At 27.2% G+C, this 18,300-nt stretch carries 12 protein-coding genes and 1 rRNA gene; 9 read left to right on the plus strand and 4 right to left on the minus strand.

Annotated elements, in window-relative coordinates:
• Positions 1–54 precede the first annotated feature (54 nt).
• Complete coding sequence (locus tag JXZ93_RS00155; RefSeq protein WP_205852167.1) at positions 55–1,029, plus strand: ribose-phosphate pyrophosphokinase; 975 nt, start codon at positions 55–57, stop codon at positions 1,027–1,029.
• Between the two features lie 459 nt (positions 1,030–1,488).
• Here the strand turns inward: JXZ93_RS00155 and JXZ93_RS00160 are convergent, their stop codons facing one another.
• From JXZ93_RS00160 to msrB, 3 genes are all read right to left on the minus strand, one after another.
• Positions 1,489–2,520: an endonuclease gene (locus JXZ93_RS00160; protein ID WP_205852386.1), complete on the minus strand. Its 1,032-nt coding sequence runs from the start codon at positions 2,518–2,520 to the stop codon at positions 1,489–1,491.
• 88 nt (positions 2,521–2,608) lie between these two features.
• Positions 2,609–4,540, minus strand: coding sequence for a type IIA DNA topoisomerase subunit B (locus tag JXZ93_RS00165; RefSeq protein WP_205852387.1), 1,932 nt, complete (start codon positions 4,538–4,540; stop codon positions 2,609–2,611).
• A gap of 66 nt (positions 4,541–4,606) precedes the next feature.
• The gene (msrB, locus tag JXZ93_RS00170) at positions 4,607–5,029 is read right to left on the minus strand and encodes a peptide-methionine (R)-S-oxide reductase MsrB (protein WP_205852164.1); all 423 of its coding nucleotides are present in this window, start codon (positions 5,027–5,029) and stop codon (positions 4,607–4,609) included.
• A 505-nt stretch (positions 5,030–5,534) separates the two neighbouring features.
• Between msrB and rrf the strand changes: the two genes are divergently transcribed.
• From rrf to JXZ93_RS00185, 3 genes are all read left to right on the plus strand, one after another.
• A 5S ribosomal RNA gene (rrf, locus tag JXZ93_RS00175) occupies positions 5,535–5,640 on the plus strand.
• Between the two features lie 70 nt (positions 5,641–5,710).
• Positions 5,711–6,820, plus strand: coding sequence for a DnaJ C-terminal domain-containing protein (locus tag JXZ93_RS00180; RefSeq protein WP_241007086.1), 1,110 nt, complete (start codon positions 5,711–5,713; stop codon positions 6,818–6,820).
• A 94-nt stretch (positions 6,821–6,914) separates the two neighbouring features.
• Complete coding sequence (locus JXZ93_RS00185; protein WP_205852163.1) at positions 6,915–7,496, plus strand: FMN-dependent NADH-azoreductase; 582 nt, start codon at positions 6,915–6,917, stop codon at positions 7,494–7,496.
• Positions 7,497–7,547: 51 nt separating this feature from the next.
• Here JXZ93_RS00185 and JXZ93_RS00190 read toward each other — a convergent pair whose 3' ends face one another.
• Positions 7,548–8,297, minus strand: coding sequence for a phosphotransferase (locus tag JXZ93_RS00190; RefSeq protein ID WP_205852162.1), 750 nt, complete (start codon positions 8,295–8,297; stop codon positions 7,548–7,550).
• Positions 8,298–8,360: 63 nt separating this feature from the next.
• Here JXZ93_RS00190 and JXZ93_RS00195 point away from each other — a divergent pair, with 63 nt between their 5' ends.
• From JXZ93_RS00195 to JXZ93_RS00215, 5 genes are all read left to right on the plus strand, one after another.
• The gene (locus JXZ93_RS00195) at positions 8,361–9,146 is read left to right on the plus strand and encodes a type III pantothenate kinase (protein ID WP_205852161.1); all 786 of its coding nucleotides are present in this window, start codon (positions 8,361–8,363) and stop codon (positions 9,144–9,146) included.
• 147 nt (positions 9,147–9,293) lie between these two features.
• Positions 9,294–10,355: a phosphatidate cytidylyltransferase gene (locus JXZ93_RS00200; protein ID WP_205852160.1), complete on the plus strand. Its 1,062-nt coding sequence runs from the start codon at positions 9,294–9,296 to the stop codon at positions 10,353–10,355.
• A 10-nt stretch (positions 10,356–10,365) separates the two neighbouring features.
• Entirely contained in the window at positions 10,366–14,751 is a 4,386-nt protein-coding gene (locus JXZ93_RS00205; protein ID WP_205852388.1) for a PolC-type DNA polymerase III, read from the plus strand.
• Positions 14,752–14,764: 13 nt separating this feature from the next.
• Entirely contained in the window at positions 14,765–15,577 is an 813-nt protein-coding gene (locus JXZ93_RS00210; RefSeq protein ID WP_205852389.1) for an HAD family hydrolase, read from the plus strand.
• Positions 15,578–15,759: 182 nt separating this feature from the next.
• The gene (locus JXZ93_RS00215) at positions 15,760–18,144 is read left to right on the plus strand and encodes a phosphoketolase (protein ID WP_205852390.1); all 2,385 of its coding nucleotides are present in this window, start codon (positions 15,760–15,762) and stop codon (positions 18,142–18,144) included.
• Positions 18,145–18,300: the final 156 nt, after the last annotated feature.

Below are 18,300 nucleotides of genomic sequence, written 5' to 3' on the forward strand. Positions count from 1 at the left end.
GCTTTTATTGTAAAATATAGTTGTAATATTAAGAAAAAGGAATAAAAGAAGTAAATGAATAAAAAAGATTGTGTATTATTCGGAATGAATAATTCTACTAAGTTAGCAACTAAAGTTTCAGAATTACTACAGTTGCCACTTTCAAAAGTTGAAAGAACAGTTTATGCAGATGGAGAAACAATGTTAGTTCCGGGTGAAACTGTAAGAAATAGGGATGTTTTTGTGATCGCAAGTACTAGCAGACCAGTAAACGAAAATGTAATTGAATTATTACTTTTTATTGATGCATTAAAAAGAGCAAGCGCTAAATCTATTAATATTATTTTAAGTTACTATGGTTATGCAAGGCAAGATCGTAAAGCAAGTGGTAGACAACCAATAGGTGCTAAGTTAATGGCTGATTTATTACAAACTGCAGGAGCAACAAAGATAACATGTGTAGATCTACATAACCCATCAATACAAGGTTTTTTTGATATACCTGTAGATGATTTAAAGGGGCAATATCCTATTGCTATTGCACTTAAAGATATGAAAGAAAAATTCACTGTTGTTTCTCCGGATCACGGCGGAACTGTTAGAGCAAGAAAATTAGCAGAATTAATTGCTGACACTGTTCAAATTTGTATTATTGATAAAAGAAGAACCGACGTAAATAAAACTGAGGTTATGGGTATTCTTGGTAATATAGAAAATAAAAATGCCGTTATTATTGATGATATTATTGATACAGGTGGAACTATTTTGAAGGCTGTTGATACATTAAAGGAAAATGGTGCAAAAAAAGTTGTTGTAGCTGCAACACATGGAATTTTCACAAAAGGATTTGAAATGTTTGAAAACAACCCAAATGTCGAAAAAGTAATTATTACAGATAGTATTGATAATTATGAATTAGCGTCAAGATTTACAAAATTAGAAATAATTTCTCTTTCAGAATTTTTATCGAAAGTTATAAAGGCTTCGTTTGAAGATGAAAGTATTTCTCAAATTTATCAAGATTATAGAACTTTAATCTCTAAAATGTAGATGTAAAACCCACTCATATTAAAAATGAGTGGGTTTTAAAAAAACTCCTAATTAAAGGAGCTTATTAATAAAATGTAAATACTGTTTACAATTCCTGACTAATTAAAAACTAAGGAAAAAGAGTAATAATAATTACTATTATTTTATTTGAAATTTATAAAGGCGAGAAAGAGAGAGTATTTGACCTTTAAAAATAAACAAGAAAGAAAAACTAAAATATTTTAAATTTTTAAACTATGACTAATTATTATGTAAGAATTAGCCAGGAATGTACCAAACCTATTGCTAAGCTTGGAACATTATTATATAATATTCACACCGAAAATGCTAAAAATTTATTATTTTTTATTGTTTTTCATATTTTTTACCTTTTTTAATCATTTTTTTAAATTAAAACAAAATAGTTTATAATAATATATTTACTTATTTTTTAGATTAAAAAATAATACGATTAACGTATTATTCATGAATTGAAACTAAAACACCCTTATTATGGAATGGTTTAGGATTTTCACCAAAAATATTTTCGTATAAATTAGGATAATCGATAAAAGGGTTTCTCATTTCTTCGAATTTTGCTGTTTCATTGTTTCTTGTAATATCAAAGATGTCTACTGTATCATTTTTATCTCAATCTTTATATACATCTAGGAAAAATGCATCTATGTAAGGGAATTTATTTTTGAAAATACTATTTCTATTTAAGATATTTTTATCGTTATATGTTGCAATAAAATATAAATATGCTCTAGCTATGTCTCCTTTAAATTTATCTACAGGTTCAAAAACAGTTTGTTTAAGACTATCAGTACCTAATTTAGATCCATTTTGTGAAGTGTAAGATGCTTCAACAACATTACCGTGCGGATAATTACTTCTTCTATTATTAACTTTTATATCAGTTGGTCATACAAATTGACCATCATTTCTTAATGGACTTTCTTTATTGAATCATGATTGAGGAATTATATGTTCTCTATTAGTACCATCACCTTCTCTCCCGCCGTTTTTAGTCATATATTCTTTAAAATTATATGGATCTTCTCCGTCTGGATTTTCAGAGTATACATCTAATATAGTGTCATCTTTTTCAAAATAAATATCTCTAAAGGCGTTTGTTGTGTTATAAAGTTTTTTTAGATCGTTATAAGTTCCAATACCTTTCATGTGTGATTTTTGAATTCTAATTATTTCATTAAGTAATTCTTGGCCTGATAAACCATCTGCGCTTTCATAATAATCATTTGTATCATCGTACACATATTTTTTTGAAATATTTAAATTATCTTCGTTTGATTCTTTTGTTTCTTCGCTAGTTGAATTAGATTCTGGTGTATTTGATTGTTCGGTTGTTGATTTTGATTCTTTATTTTCAGATACTTTATTTTCTAAATTATCTTCTTTTGAACTATTGCAAGATATAGCGATAATTGGTAAACTAGAACTAGCAATAGTTAAACCAATTATTTTAAAAAGTTTTTTAAATGTCATTTGACCTCGTTTCTTAATTTTATTATACTATGTATATATTTATTAACGGAATTAAAAGTAAAAAAAGAGTGCATTTTAATATATCACTCTAATTTATGTTTTTCATTTTTTCCATAAAATCAGTATCTTCTTGTGTAAAGTTTACATTTTTATCAATTCATATTTTACGTTTTGAAGCATCTTTACCCATGAAAGTACTTACTCTTCGTTCTGCTAAACTAGCGTCTTCTATTGTAACTTTTATTAATGTACGTGTTTCAGGATTCATTGTGGTGTCTCACAATTGATCTGCGTTCATTTCACCTAAACCTTTATACCTTTGTAATTCTATATTTTTTTGATTTTCAATTATCCTATTTAAATCTTCATCATCTCAAGCATACTGTATTGTTTTTTTGGTCTTATTAGTAATTTTATACAATGGCGGAATTGCAATATAAACCATTCCTTTTTCTACTAAAGGTTTCATGAATCGATAGAAAAAAGTTAATAATAATATTTGTATATGGGAACCATCAGTATCAGCATCAGTCATTATAATAACCTTATTATAATTAGATTTTGTAACATCAAAATCACTACCAAACCCGGCACCAATAGCGTTTATAATTGTTATTATTTCGTTATTTTTAAGTAAATCTAATGCTTGGCTTTTTTCAGCATTAATTACTTTACCACGTAGAGGTAAGATAGCTTGAAATTTACGATCTCTCCCACTTTTAGCAGAACCTCCAGCAGAGTCTCCTTCGACTAAAAATAATTCTTTTTCAGATGATTTATTTGACGTTGCAGGAGTTAATTTATCGCTTATTACGCTTTTTTCTTTTAATTTCTTTTTGGAAACTCTCGCATCATCCTTAAGTTTTCTTTGTTGTAATCTAATTTCATACGCGTTTTTGATTTTATCTAAAACGCGGTTCATTTGATATTTATTTTCATAAAGCCAGAGACCTATATGTTTATAAACTATATCCTCAACAACACTGGTTGCTTCAGGTGTACCTAATTTATCTTTTGTTTGACCCACAAATTCGAGGATGTTTTCAGGTATTTTAACTGATAAAATACAAGTTCAACCCTCTTTGATATCGTTCAACTCAAAATTAGCTTTATTTTTTAAATAACCTTCTTTTTGAGCATATTCGTTTATTATTTTTAATAACCCTCTCTCAAGTCCTTTAATATGAGTTCCACCATCTCTTGTTTTAACATTATTTACAAAACTTAACATTACATTTGAGTATGAATCTGTTCATTGAAATCCGAATTCTACTTCAATATCTTTTTTTTCTTCTTTAAAAGAAGCGGGATTTGTGAGATATTGTTTACCATCGTTTATAAAATTTAAAAAAGAATTAATTCCGTTATTATATTGATATATTTCGTGAAAATTAGTTTCTTCTTCTAAAACCTCAATTTTTAAGTTAGAAACTAAAAAAGCACTTTCTTGTAATCTTTCAGAAATTGTATGAATGTTTAATTTAGCCTTTTTAAAAATTTTATAATCTGGCCAAAACTCTACAGTCGTTCCGTTTTCTTTTGAATTTCCAATCACATGTGTTCTTTCAATTATTTTATCCTGTTCAAATGCTGTTCTATATATTTTTTTATCTCTTGAAACAGTTACAATTAGTTTGGTAGATAAAGCATTAACTACCGTTGATCCGACACCGTGTAAACCACCTGCGGTTTTATATGTACCAGAATTAAATTTACCACCCGCATGTAGGTCGGTAAATACAATTTCAACTGCGGTTTTGTTTTCACCTTTTTTCTTATCAACAGGTATACCTCTACCGTTATCTGAAACTAATACCGAACCATCTTTTCGTAATATAACTTTTATATGGTTAGCAAAACCTGAAAGAGATTCGTCAATAGCGTTATCGACTATTTCTCATACTAGGTGATGTAATCCATTTACATCGGTTCCTCCGATATACATTCCAGGACGTTTTCTAACTGGGTCCAATCCTTCTAATTTTGTAATACTATTTGCATCATATTGGTTTTTTATCATAACTAAATTATATGTTATTTTTTACTTAATTTCAATAAAGAAAGAATACAAAAAATACGTTAAGAATTATTTAACGTATTTTTTGTATTCTGAATAACCTTCTTGATCCATTTGTTCAAAAGGTATAAATTTAAGAGATGCAGAGTTAATGCAATATCTTAAACCACCCAATTCTTTTGGTCCGTCTGAAAAAACGTGTCCTAGGTGAGAATTTGCATTTTTTGACTTGACCTCAGTGCGTTTCATGTTATATGAATTATCTTCTAGTTCTTTTATAATTTCGTTATTTATAGGTTTACTAAAGGCTGGTCAACCACATCCTGAATCAAATTTATCTGTTGATATGAATAATGGTGTACCATCAACTATATCAACGTAAATCCCTTTTTCGAAATGTTTGTCATATAAATTATCAAAAGGTTTTTCGGTATAACCTTCTTGAGTTACTTTGTACTGCAACTCAGTTAAATGTTTTAGTTTTTTATCCATATGTCTCCTCAAACAAGAATTATAATTAATTTTTAATTATACAAAAATTATTTAATATCTCTCTTTTAGGTTTTAATCACTTGCAAAATTACTTGTTATAAAAACAAAGTTTAAACTTTTTCTTGTAACATAAAACATGTATAAAAAGATCAAGTAAAAATTTAAAATTTTATTTTTAAGGAATACTTTGCATATTATTATCTTCCCTCTTATCTTATTTTGTATATTAATATAAAAAGGAAGTGATTTCATCCAATACAAATCAAAAAATCATTTAAAATTTAATATCATAATTTTAATCGACGAATGAAGTGAAGTGTTCAATTAGAACAATATATATAATAAGTAAAAAGAAATTAATAACAAAATTAGAAAATTATATCTTTGCATTTACTATGATCGTTTATTTTGACATATTCAACATATTTTCGCTTTGTGTAATCAAATTAAAATAATAAAAAAAATAAAAATTTTTTTGGTTTTTAAATTTATAGTGTATACTATTATCAGTAGCAATAGCAAGAGGGTCCACCTGATACCATTCCGAACTCAGTAGTTAAGCCTCTTTACGCCGACGATAGCCACTTGGTGAAAATAGGGAGCTGCTTTTTTTATACCCTTTTTTAGTTAATATATATTATTTATTAGCAAATAAATTATTATTATGCTAAAATTTAGATTATGAGTAAAAAAGATTATTATGAAACATTAGGTGTAAAAAAAGACGCAACACAAGCAGAAATAAAAACAGCATATAGAAGTTTAGCTAAAAAATATCACCCTGATAAATTGAAAGATGGAACAAGTGACCAAAAAATGCATGAAATTAATGAGGCTTACGAAATTTTATCTAACGATGAGAAAAGGAAGATATATGACCAATATGGAGCTGATGCTGCACAAGGAAGAGCTGGAGCAGGAGGTTTTGACGAATCTTCATTCGGAGGTTTTGAAGATATCTTCGAAAATATTTTTGGTGGTAGTTTCAACTCTAGAAGAAGTCAAAGAAATAGTAACGAGCCTAGAAAAGGAAATGATAAACAAGCTTATAAAACTATTACTTTTATGGAAGCGTTTAATGGTGTTCAGTTTAAGGAAAAATTAGATAAATACGAATTGTGTTTACAATGTTCTGGTACAGGTGCAAAAGATAAAAATTCTTATAAAACTTGTTCAACATGTAATGGTACAGGTGCTGAAACAAAACAATTTAATTCTTTTTTTGGTAGACAAATACAAAAAGTTGTCTGTTCGACATGTAATGGTCTAGGAAAAATAATAACAGATAAATGTACTTTATGTAAAGGTCAAAAATATACAAAAAGTTCAAAGGTTGTTAATATATCTATACCAAAAGGGGCATCTAATAATTTAGTTATAAAAGCTGAAGGTTTTGGAGAGAAAGGTTATAACGGCGGAAGACCAGGAGACTTGTATTTACAAATATATGTTCAAGAACATCCTTATTTTAAACGTGATGGATTAGATTTATATTTAAACTTTGACGTTTCATTTATTGATATTTTCATGGAAAATGAAGTTGATGTACCTACTCCACACGGTTTAACCAGAATTAAGATGAAAAAATCATATTCAAATGGTAAGATAATAAAAATACCCGGAAAAGGTATGATGAACTCAACAAGAACTGGTGATTTAAGAATTCAAATAAATATTATTATTCCTGATTTAGGCAGAAGTGATAATAAAAAGATTAACAAAGTTTTTGAAGATATAAAAGATAAAACAAATTATGATTTTGTAAAAAATGTTAATAATACCTTAAAATAAGAAAAGATGTAAAAAATACATTAAAAAGATACTTTTTATGTGTTTTTTTATTTTTTTATGTATAATTTAATTATTAAAAATGAAAGGATTTTAAATGAAAAAAGTATTATTTTTAGACGGTGCATTCTTCACAAACGAAGGATCATACACAACAACATTATTAAATGAATTTGAAAAGGTTGTAGAAAACCCTGAAAGAATTAATTTATCAGGTTCAGAATTTGATAAAACACATTTATCACAAACACATTTCCCATCATTTTACGCTGATGTTAATTCAGATAAATGAATAAACAAATTAAAAGAAACAGATTTATTAGTATTATCATCTACAGTTGTTAATTTTACAGTTCCAACACTTGTTAAGAACTTTATAGATGCAATTGCTGTTGCTGATAAAACTTTTTCATATAAATTATCAAAAGACGGAAATCCAGTTGGATTATTAAACAATTTAAATGTTGTTATCGTTAGTTCACAAGGTGGTCCTCAAGCAGAAGGAACAGAATCATTACAAAATCAATGATTACGTTCAGCTTTCAAATTTGTAGGTGCAAAAACTATTAACTTCATAAAAGTTAATGGAACAAAAATGCCGGATCTAATCAACGGTGATCGTGTTGCTTATGCAAAATCACGTGTTAACGAATTTAAAGAAATTATTGATAAATTATAATAAAATTGGTATTTTAAAAATCTAGATTTAAAAATATCTAGATTTTTATTTTTATTTTTTAAATAAGTTGTTTAACTTTTTATATTCAAACTCTTTTACTGTTTCTTCCAATTTTATTATAGACGGTTTATCATCGAATGGTTTAACATCTTGAACATTAATTCATAAAATTATTAAATAATATATAAGTATTTTTTGTTGTATTAAATATTCTTCTCAATACGATTCGTATCTATTCAAAAATATTTCTTCTTGTTCTTTATTTAAAAAAGAGCCGGTTATAAAATAAGCTAAATCAAAGTGTTTATCGCCCATTGAAGCATATTCTCAGTCTATAAAAAATATTTTATTATCTGATGTTCTCTTAATAATATTTGCTGTGTATAAATCGTTGTGAAGAGGTCTATTGTGTTGACTTTTCGACAATATTAAATTAATACGTTTATAATACTTATCTAAAACTTCAATTTTAATATTTCTTTCTTTTAAAATTTGACGATATTTTTTAATTCTCGCTGAATGATTTGATTTAGGAAATTTTAACTCAGAATCATGCAGGGTTTTTAAATTATCTGCAATAGTTTCTAAATCATCTCTTGTAAATTCTGGATTTTTACCTTCAATTCATTGTCATTCAAGACATTTTGGTGTATCATCAACTAATTTAGGAACAAAATCAAATTTTTCTAATAATTTATAATCTAATTTGTGATTAAATCAATTATATTTTTTAATTTGATAAAAGTCGCCATTATCGTTTAAAAACGATTCATTTGTAAAGCCTATGTTTATTTTTTTCATTTTGCCTCTTAATTAATTATTTTTATTTGATTATATCACAATACAAAGTACAATTTATAATATATGATAAACTTTTTTGAAAAAGAAATTAATAATGAATATGTTGTATTTGATATAGGTAACTCTTCTATAAAGTATGCTGTTTATAATTGGAATTTTAAGCTAATAAAATATAAATTTCAATTAACTAGTAATTTAAATCAAAAAAATATTTTAATAGATAAAATGAGAACTTTTTTAAGTGAAGCCATCAATTTAGAATGTAAACAAAAATTAATTCTAGGTTTTGTAAACGAAGAAATGTATATGTTTTTTAAAAAAATTCTCTTAGAATATTTTCCTGATTCTAAACCTTATATTATTAATAATAAAAAGAAATTCAAAACAGATTTTTCTGATGTAGATATTAATGAATTAGGGATTGATTTGATAGGATTATGTGAGTCAAATCATCATAAAAATGCTGTAATATTTAGTTTTGGAACCGCTTTAACTACAGTTGTTATAAAAGATAATAAATTAATATCGGTAGCTATTGCACCCGGGTTTTATGAATCGTATTCACACCTTTTTGATAAAATAAATAAATTAGATAGAAAATACATGAGAACTAATTTGACAAACGACAAAGGAAACGACACTCATTCGGCATTAAATTTAGGTTGTAAAGCTCAAGTTTATGGATATATACAATATTTCTTATCTAAGTATTCTATAAATGAATTTCAATACAAAATTACAGGAAATGATCAAATAATAAATCAAATTAATATTCAAAATATTGAGCATGTTAAAACCGAAGTAATGGATGGTTATTTACAAATATTTATTAATAACAACTTAAAATAAATAAATTTAAAAAGATTATAACTTTTCTATGTTTTTTAGTTAATGATATTAATTTATATTATAAAATAACATGAAAATGCAATAAAATAATAACTTTTATATGTAAAATATAATAACTTTTAATTAGTAATCGTTTATAATATAAATATGATTTCAAAAAATGAAAAAATGAATGCTCTTATTAGTCAAAGAATAATTCCCGCAATCATTATTGCGGTTATTTTTATAATGTTTATTGCTATAAATAGATATAGCTTTTATTATAGTTATAATTTTGAACTTGTGCCATTTTGAATATTAAGGATTTTTTCTTTAATATTAATTTCTAGTTTTTTGTTCATTTTGTTATTCGAACTTACAAAAGCTTATTTACAAAAAACGAAATTATCAATTTTAATATCATTTATCGGAATTATTGGATTATTTGTTAATGACAAGTTTTTAATAAATATACTTATTTTAAATGGATCTAATCCTATTTTAGGTAAGGAGTTATTAGAAAACGGTCTTACCGACAGCATATTAAAGAGTAATATTTTTAATTATATATTAGGTAGTTGACAAACTTACATATTTATTTTATTATTAACAATAATATTTATGTTATTTAGATATTATTCCAATGATAATAAAACTAATTATTTAGCACTTTTACATAGGGGTATAAGTTTTTTCTTGTCAATTTTTGTTGCTATTAACTTTATAAAAACCTATATTTATTTAAATACTTTAAATACAGGTTTAGAATATATCATTATTTTCTTTATTTTTTCGGTTTCTTATGACACGGGCGGATTTTTTGGCGGCATGTTTTTTGGAAATAAACTATTTAAATCTAAGATGGCGCCATTAATTAGTCCTAAAAAAACTTGGGAAGGGGCCATTATTGGTTATGTGTTTGCTATTTTAATTGCTTTAATTTTTGTTTGAAGCTATTATAGTGTTACTCAAAAAAGTGGTGATAATATTTTGTCAGAATTAGTTTTTGATAAAGGAATTAAAAAAATAAGTTTTTCATTATTAATTATCGCTTCGCCTATTTTTGCATTGTTAGGTGACCTATATTTTTCATATATAAAGCGTAGATTGGAAATTAAAGATTTCTCTAAAATACTAAAAGGACATGGTGGTATTTTGGATAGATTTGATAGTGTATCGTTTGTTTTTGTTTTATGAAGTTTAATCGGAATTATTGCTTGAAGAAGTTAGAAGGAGCCATATGTCTAAATTTAGAGATCACTTATTAAACAGTTTTGCTATTTATTCTGGTTTAAAATATGACCCAGAATTAGATGATGTTATTCTTGAACAAAATAGTGAAAAAGAGTTTACCTTTGTAATACATTCGATTTTGAATTTTAAAACATTCAAAAATTTATTATGAGCTACAAAAAATTCAAAAATTGCAAAAGAAAATAAATTTAATTTTATTGTTAAAAATTATGTATACGAATCCTTAGAATTTAGAGAATATCTTTTAAACATAATACCCGCATTAATTAAAAAAATACCAAAAGTTGCCGAATTAATTAAAAAAAATAGTTCCGCTTTAGTATTAAATCCAAATAATGGAACATATATAATAAAGCATGAATCAGACATTTCCGAAGAGGAAATTACTGAAGCTAGAAATATAATCAAAAATGATATGATTCGTTATGGATTTAAAGATTTTCAAATTGATTTTCAATTGGTAGAAACCATTAATAGTTTTAATCATATTGAAGAACATGATAAAGAACTTCAAAAGTATATAAAAGAACTTAACCAAAAAGAGGTTAATATTCAAAAAACAAATAGTTATAGTTCAAATTTTTATAACAACAATAATAATTCTAATTTTAGATTTAATAAATTTTCCAAAAATACATATAATCATGTAACGATAAAAGAAATGTCAACTTTCTCGGAGTTAGAAACAAATAAAAAAGTTCATTTTGAGGGCGAAATTTATCGTCAAGAAATTAGAAGGCTAGGTAATGTCTACGTGGCAAAATATAGTTTAACAGACTATAAAGATACCATAACAGTTTCTCACTATTTAGGTGAAGATAAAAACAATGCGACAATTTATAAAGTTGGACAATTTATTCTTGTTGATGGATTATTACAAATAAACAGATATGGTTTTGACTTAAATAAAAATGTTAGATCAGATAAAATTATTGTTGGAGATAATCCTTATCATAATGTTACTTTGGATAATTCAATAGAAAAGAGAATTGAATTATCAGCAAGAACTAAAATGAATACCATGGATGGTATTTTATCTGCGACAGATTTAGTAGAAATTGCTAAAAAACATGGTCACAAAGCCGTTGCAATACTAGATTCAAATTCGGTTCAAGCGTTTCCTGAATTTACACAAGCAGCAAAGAAAAATGGCATAAAACCCATTTATGGTGTTTCTTTTGATATTATCGAAAAAGGAAATAATATTATTTTAGGTGATTTCGACCCTAGTATAAATATTAACGATGCGGAATTTGTTATTTTCGATATAGAAACAACTCATTTATCTCCAAGAATTGGGGAATTGATAGAATTTGGTGCAACTGTAATTAAGAACGGCGAGATTGTCAATAAGTCACAATTTTTTGTTAAAGCTAAAAAACCTCTATCTGCATTTACAACTAACTTAACAGGTATTACTCAACAAATGATTGATTCTCAAGGTATTCAATTAGACGATGCGCTTGATAAAATTTATGAATTATTCAACAATAAAATAGCGGTTGCGCATAATGCAAAATTTGACATGAACTTCTTGATACAAAAGTTTTTAGAAGCTAATAGAGAATTACCAAAAACAACATATATAGATACTCTTATGATTTCAAGAATTATTTTTGAAGATAAGAAAAAACATAGTTTAGGTGAATTTTGTAAGAACTTCGATGTTATTTATGATACCGAAGTTGCTCACCGAGCTGATTATGATGCGGAAGTTTTGGCTAGTGCTTTTAAGAACTCTATTTTTTGATTTGTCGATAACAATGTAGTAACATTGAGCGAGTTGAATGAATTTACTAGAGATGAAAAATTATTTTATTCTAAGTTAAATACTACTTTTAATCAATATTCAGTAATCGCTTTGAACAACGATGGTTTAAAAGAAATTTTCCAAATGATTTCAAAAACATTAACAGAACGTTTTTGAAACTCTCCAAAAATGTTTTTTGACGATTTACCAAAAAGTAAAAATATATTAATTGGTTCAAATGGTTTAAGGGGTGAATTAATTGATAAACTACTTTATTCGAATGATATAGAGTTAGAGAAAATCATTGAAAGATGTGATTATATAGAAATACCAGCGCCGCAAACACTTTCTCATAAATGAAGCGGAAAAGATGATTTTTCAAAAGAAGAAATAGAAGGGTTGCTTACACATCTTGTTAATAAGGCAAAAAGTTTAAATAAGATGGTGGTTGCTATTGGTGACGTTAGATACGAAACTAAAGAAGATGCAATATTTTTCAAATCACTAGTATATTCAAAAGGAATTGGAAATACATCTCATTTTTTGTTTGATTATAGAAAGAAAGATAGTTTACAAATACCAACATTAAATTATTTAACAACCGAAGAAATGATTCATCAATTTAGTTTTCTGGGTCATTTAGATTTAGTAAAAGAAATTGTTGTGGAAACTCCAAATAAAATTGCAGATATGGTTGATGATAATATTGTTGTAACGCGAGAAAAATTATATACCCCTAAATTTGATAATTCAAATGTAAAATTAAAAGAGTTAGTTTATAGTAATGCACATAAGAAATATGGTGAAAAATTACCTGAAATTGTAGAATTAAGGATTAAACAAGAATTGGAACCTATTTTAAAATATGGTTTTGATGTTGTTTATTGAATTTCACATATTTTAGTAAAAAAATCTGAAGAAAATGGATATATCGTTGGTAGTCGTGGTAGTGTTGGTTCATCTTTTGTTGCAACAATGGCAGAAATAACTGAAGTTAACCCATTACCACCGCATTATATTTGTGATAATTGTAAATATTTTGAGCTAGTTAAAAATCCTCCAACTCCATCAGGTTATGATTTAGATGATAAAATGTGTGAAAAATGCAATATTTTAATGGATAAGGATGGGAATTCGATACCTTTTGAAACTTTCTTAGGTTTTCAAGCTGATAAAGTTCCGGATATAGACCTTAATTTCTCAAGTGAATATCAAGGATTTATACATGATTATATAAAGGAACTTTTCGGAGAATATCATACTTTTAGAGCTGGTACAATATCAACTATAAAAGATAAAACAGCATTTGGTTATATTAAAAAAGCAAACGAAGAGTTTAATTTTGGTTACACAAATAGTTATATAGACTTTTTATCATACAAAATTGAAGGAGTTAAACGTACTACAGGTCAACACCCTGGTGGTATTATCATTGTACCAAAAGAATTTGATGTAGAGTATTTTACACCAATTAATTATCCAGCCGATGATACTTCATTAAATTGAAAAACTACTCATTTAAATTTTGAATCTATTCATGATAATTTATTAAAATTAGATATTTTAGGTCATAGAGATCCTACCGCGATTGCTATGTTATCTAAGATGACAGGAGTTAATGTTAAAACGGATATACCTAAAAAAGATCCTAGAGTTATGTCATTATTTTATAGCACTAAAGAGTTAGGTATTCAACCGAGCGAAATTGGAGACGAGCCTACAGGTGCAGTAGGATTACCAGAATTTGGTACCAACTTTGTTAGAAAAATGCTTAAAGATGCAAATCCTAGAACTTTTTCAGACTTAATTTCTATTTCAGGATTATCACATGGTACAAACGTGTGAAAGGGTAATGCAGAAACATTAATCAAAGAACAAAATATGTCTGTAAGTGATGTCATTTCTTGTAGGGATGATATTATGTTAATTTTAATTAAAAAAGGTTTAGATCCCTTATTTTCATTTAAGGTAATGGAAAAAGTTAGAAAAGGTAAAGGATTAAGCCCGGAAGAACAATCAGAGCTAAAGAAAAATAATATTCCGGAGTGAATGATCAAAAGTATGTTAATGATTGAGTATATGTTCCCTAAGGCACATGCTACAGCATATGTAATTATGGCTTGACGTATCGCTTGATTTAAGTTATATAAACCATTAGAATATTACTCAACGTATTTATCTATCCGTGTATCAGAATTTGATATTAAAGTTATTGTTGATGACTTTAAAGCGGTAAAAATTAATGAAAAAATTAACGAAATTAATAAATTAAAAGATAAAAAGAAATTAGACGAAGATCTTCTAGTAACTTTAGAAATAGCACGTGAAATTTATGCTAGAGGTTATAAAATTTCTAATATTGATTTAATGAAATCTAAAGCAGACGAATGAATAATTGATTATGAAAACAATGCTTTAATTCCGCCTTTTACATCTGTTAAAGGTTTAGGTCTTGCGGCTGCCCAAAAATTAGTTCAAGCTCGTGAAGAAAGACCGTTTATTTCGAAAGAAGACTTTAAATTAAGAAGTGGTGTGAATAAAACCATAACAAACGTGCTAGATGAATTAGGTGTTCTTAAAGATCTAACAGAAACTAATCAAATGTCATTATTTACATTATAATTAAGGAGAAAAAATGAATAAACCAAAAGTAATTTTTATAGACCTAGACGGAACAACTTTAGATGGTCCAGGCGAAAAATTTTGACACAAAGAAGCCACAGAATATACAAAAAATATAATTAGAAAACTTCAAACACAAATTCCGGTTATTGTATCAACCGGGAGAGGTGTTAACCCAAAAACAGCTAAAATAGTTAGAGATTTAGGTTCTGAAACTTATATTGCTTGAAATGGTGCACAAACAGTTGTAAAGGGAGAAGTAGTTAATAAAGAAATAGTAGATCCAAAAGTTGCTCAAGAACTTTTTGATGAAATTAAAAAAAGTAAATCTTTTGTAGTTTATAATTCAAACTCAAGAGATTTGGCGTTTGTCAAAAACTGATTTTATAAAATTCTCATGGGATTTGGTAAGAAAAATGCTAAAAGATATAAGGATTACAAAAATGATTTTGATGTATACAAGGCTCTTATTTGAAATTTAAATAAAGATAGAATCAGAGAATTAGCTAATGAATGAGGCAAAAAATTCGAAGGTAGATTAACTGTTACAATTAGTGGAAATAATAATATACTAGAAATAACAGGAGCAAATGTATCTAAAGGTGATGAAGAGTTAAGATTATGTAAACTGTGAGGGATCGATCCAAAAGATGCAATTCATATAGGCGATTCGATGAATGATGCATCTGCAAAAGGCAAGATAGGAAAACTTGTTGCCATGGCAAATTCAGTTGATGAATTAAAACAAATAGCTGACGAGGTTACAAGTCATTCATGTAATGACTCCGGACTCGCTAAGTATTTAAAACAATTTATAGAAGAATAAAAAAAGATATTCGGTATTTACTGAATATTTTTATAAACTTATACAATGCAATGGAAAATATGAAATAAAAACATATTTTTATAAAAAATAATATAAAAATAATATAATAAATATACTATATAGTTATCTTTTGAAAAAAAAGATTCTTTTAATAAAAAATAAAATAATAAATTAGGAGATTTATGAAAAAAAATGATTTTGATAGTAAAGATTATTTAGATAAAGTTCATGCTTGATGAAGAGCTGCAAATTATTTATCATTAGGTCAAATGTACTTAAGAAATAATCCTTTACTTTTTGATAAAATTCGTCCAGAAGATATTAAAATGTATCCAATTGGGCACTGAGGAACAATACCTGGTCAAAACTTAATTTATGCACACTTAAATCGTGTAATAAATAAATATGATTTAGAAATGTTTTACATTTCAGGTCCAGGTCATGGTGGACAAGTTATGATTTCTAACTCATTTTTAGACGGAAGTTATTCAGAACTATTCCCAGAAATTACAAATGATACTGAAGGGTTAACAAGAATGTTTAAAAGATTCTCATTCCCTGGTGGTACAGCGTCTCATGCTGCTCCCGAAACACCTGGTTCAATTCATGAAGGTGGGGAATTAGGGTATTCAATTTCGCATGCAGTAGGTGCTATTTTAGATAACCCAAATATTATTGCGGCAACAGTTATTGGGGATGGTGAAGCAGAAACAGGTCCTTTAGCAGGAAGTTGATTCTCATCATCATTTATTAATCCTGTAAATGACGGGGTTGTATTGCCTATTGTTCATGTTAATGGTGGAAAAATTTCAAACCCTACAATTTATGCTAGAAAAACTGATAAAGAAATTTCAGATATGCTGGCAGGTTATGGTTGAGAAGCTATTTTTGTTGAAGCTGACCCAAAAGATACTATTGGTATTCATGAGCTAATGGCAGAAAAATTTGATTTAGCAATCGAAAAAATTAAAGCAATTCATGCTGAGCAAAGACAAAGACCAGCTGAAGAAGCAACAAGACCTGTTTGACCAGCTTTAATTGTTAGAACACCAAAAGGTTGAACATTACCTGAAAGAATTAATAACTTAAAATATGAAGGAAGTTTTAGAGCTCACCAAGTACCAGTTCCTGTTACTTCTGAAAACCCAAAAATGATTGATGAATTAGAAAATTGATTATTATCATATAAACCACATGAATTATTTAACGAAGATGGTTCTTTTAAAAAAGAATTTGCTGATATCGCGCCAAAAGGTGAAAAAAGAATGGCAATGCACCCAATTACAAATGGTGGTGTAAACCCTACAACACTTAATTTTGGAAATTGAGAAGATTTTGCACTTAAATTTACTAAACCTGGTGAAGTTAAAGACCAAGATATGGTAACAGCTAGCTATTGATTTGCTGATATTATCAAAAGAAATCCAACAAACTTTAGAGCTTTTGGACCTGATGAAACTAAATCAAATAGATTATTTGAAGTTTTAAAAGTAACAAATAGACAATGAATGGAAAAAATTAATCCTGAATTAGATGAAGCTTTAAGTCCTGCGGGAAGATTAATTGATTCTCAATTATCAGAACACCAAGCAGAAGGATTCTTAGAAGGTTATGTATTAACTGGACGTCACGGATTCTTTGCTTCATATGAATCATTTTTAAGAGTAGTTGATTCTATGTTAACTCAACATATGAAATGAGTTGTTAAAGCAAATAAAATTTCATGAAGAAAAGATTATCCTTCATTAAACGTTATTGCAACATCAACTGCATTCCAACAAGATCACAATGGTTATACACACCAAGATCCAGGTATTTTAGGACACTTAGCAGATAAAAGACCTGAATTAATCAGAGAATATTTACCTGCAGACTCAAATACATTATTAGCAGTTTTAGATAAATCATTTAGAGAAAGAAATGTAATTAACTTAATTGTTGCGTCAAAACAACCTAGAGATCAATTTTATAACGTAGAAGAAGCGAGAGAATTGGTTGAAAAAGGTTACAAAGTAATTGATTGAGCATCAACCGTTAAAGAAGGTGAAGAACCAGATTTAGTTGTTGTAGCTGCAGGAACAGAACCAAACTTAGAAGCATTAGCTACAATTTCAATTTTAAATAAACATTTTAAAGATCTAAAAATCAGATTCGTTAATGTTGTTGATTTATTAAAATTAAGACATCAAAGTATTGACCCACGTGGTTTATCAGATGAAGAATTTAATTCAGTGTTTACAACAAATAAACCAATATTATTTGCGTTCCACGGATTTGAAGGTTTAATTAGAGACTTCTTCTTCTCACGTAGAAACCACAATTTATGAGTTCACGGATACAGGGAAAATGGTGATATCACTACATCATTTGATATTCGTTTAATGTCACACATGGATAGATTCCACATGTCTAAAACAGCCGCTAGAGCAGTGTATGGTCAAGAAAATGTTAAAGATTTCTTAGATTTAATGGACGAAAAAATCGCATACCACAACTACTATATAAAAGAAGTTGGTATTGATATTGATGAAGTTAGAAATTGAAAATGAGAAGATTTAAATAAATAATAACAGAGAAAAACTGAACTTTAACAAGTCCAGTTTTTGTTTTTAATAATAAAAATTTTATATTTAAAACGAAATCTATTTTTTAAAAAATTTAAAAAATCATAAATTTTAATTTAAAAACCTTAGTCTTGTAAAAGGGCTAAGGTTTTTAACTAA

Source organism: Mycoplasma sp. CSL10166, from assembly GCF_017116885.1.
Taxonomy (GTDB): Bacteria; Bacillota_I; Bacilli_A; order Mycoplasmatales; family Metamycoplasmataceae; genus Mycoplasmopsis.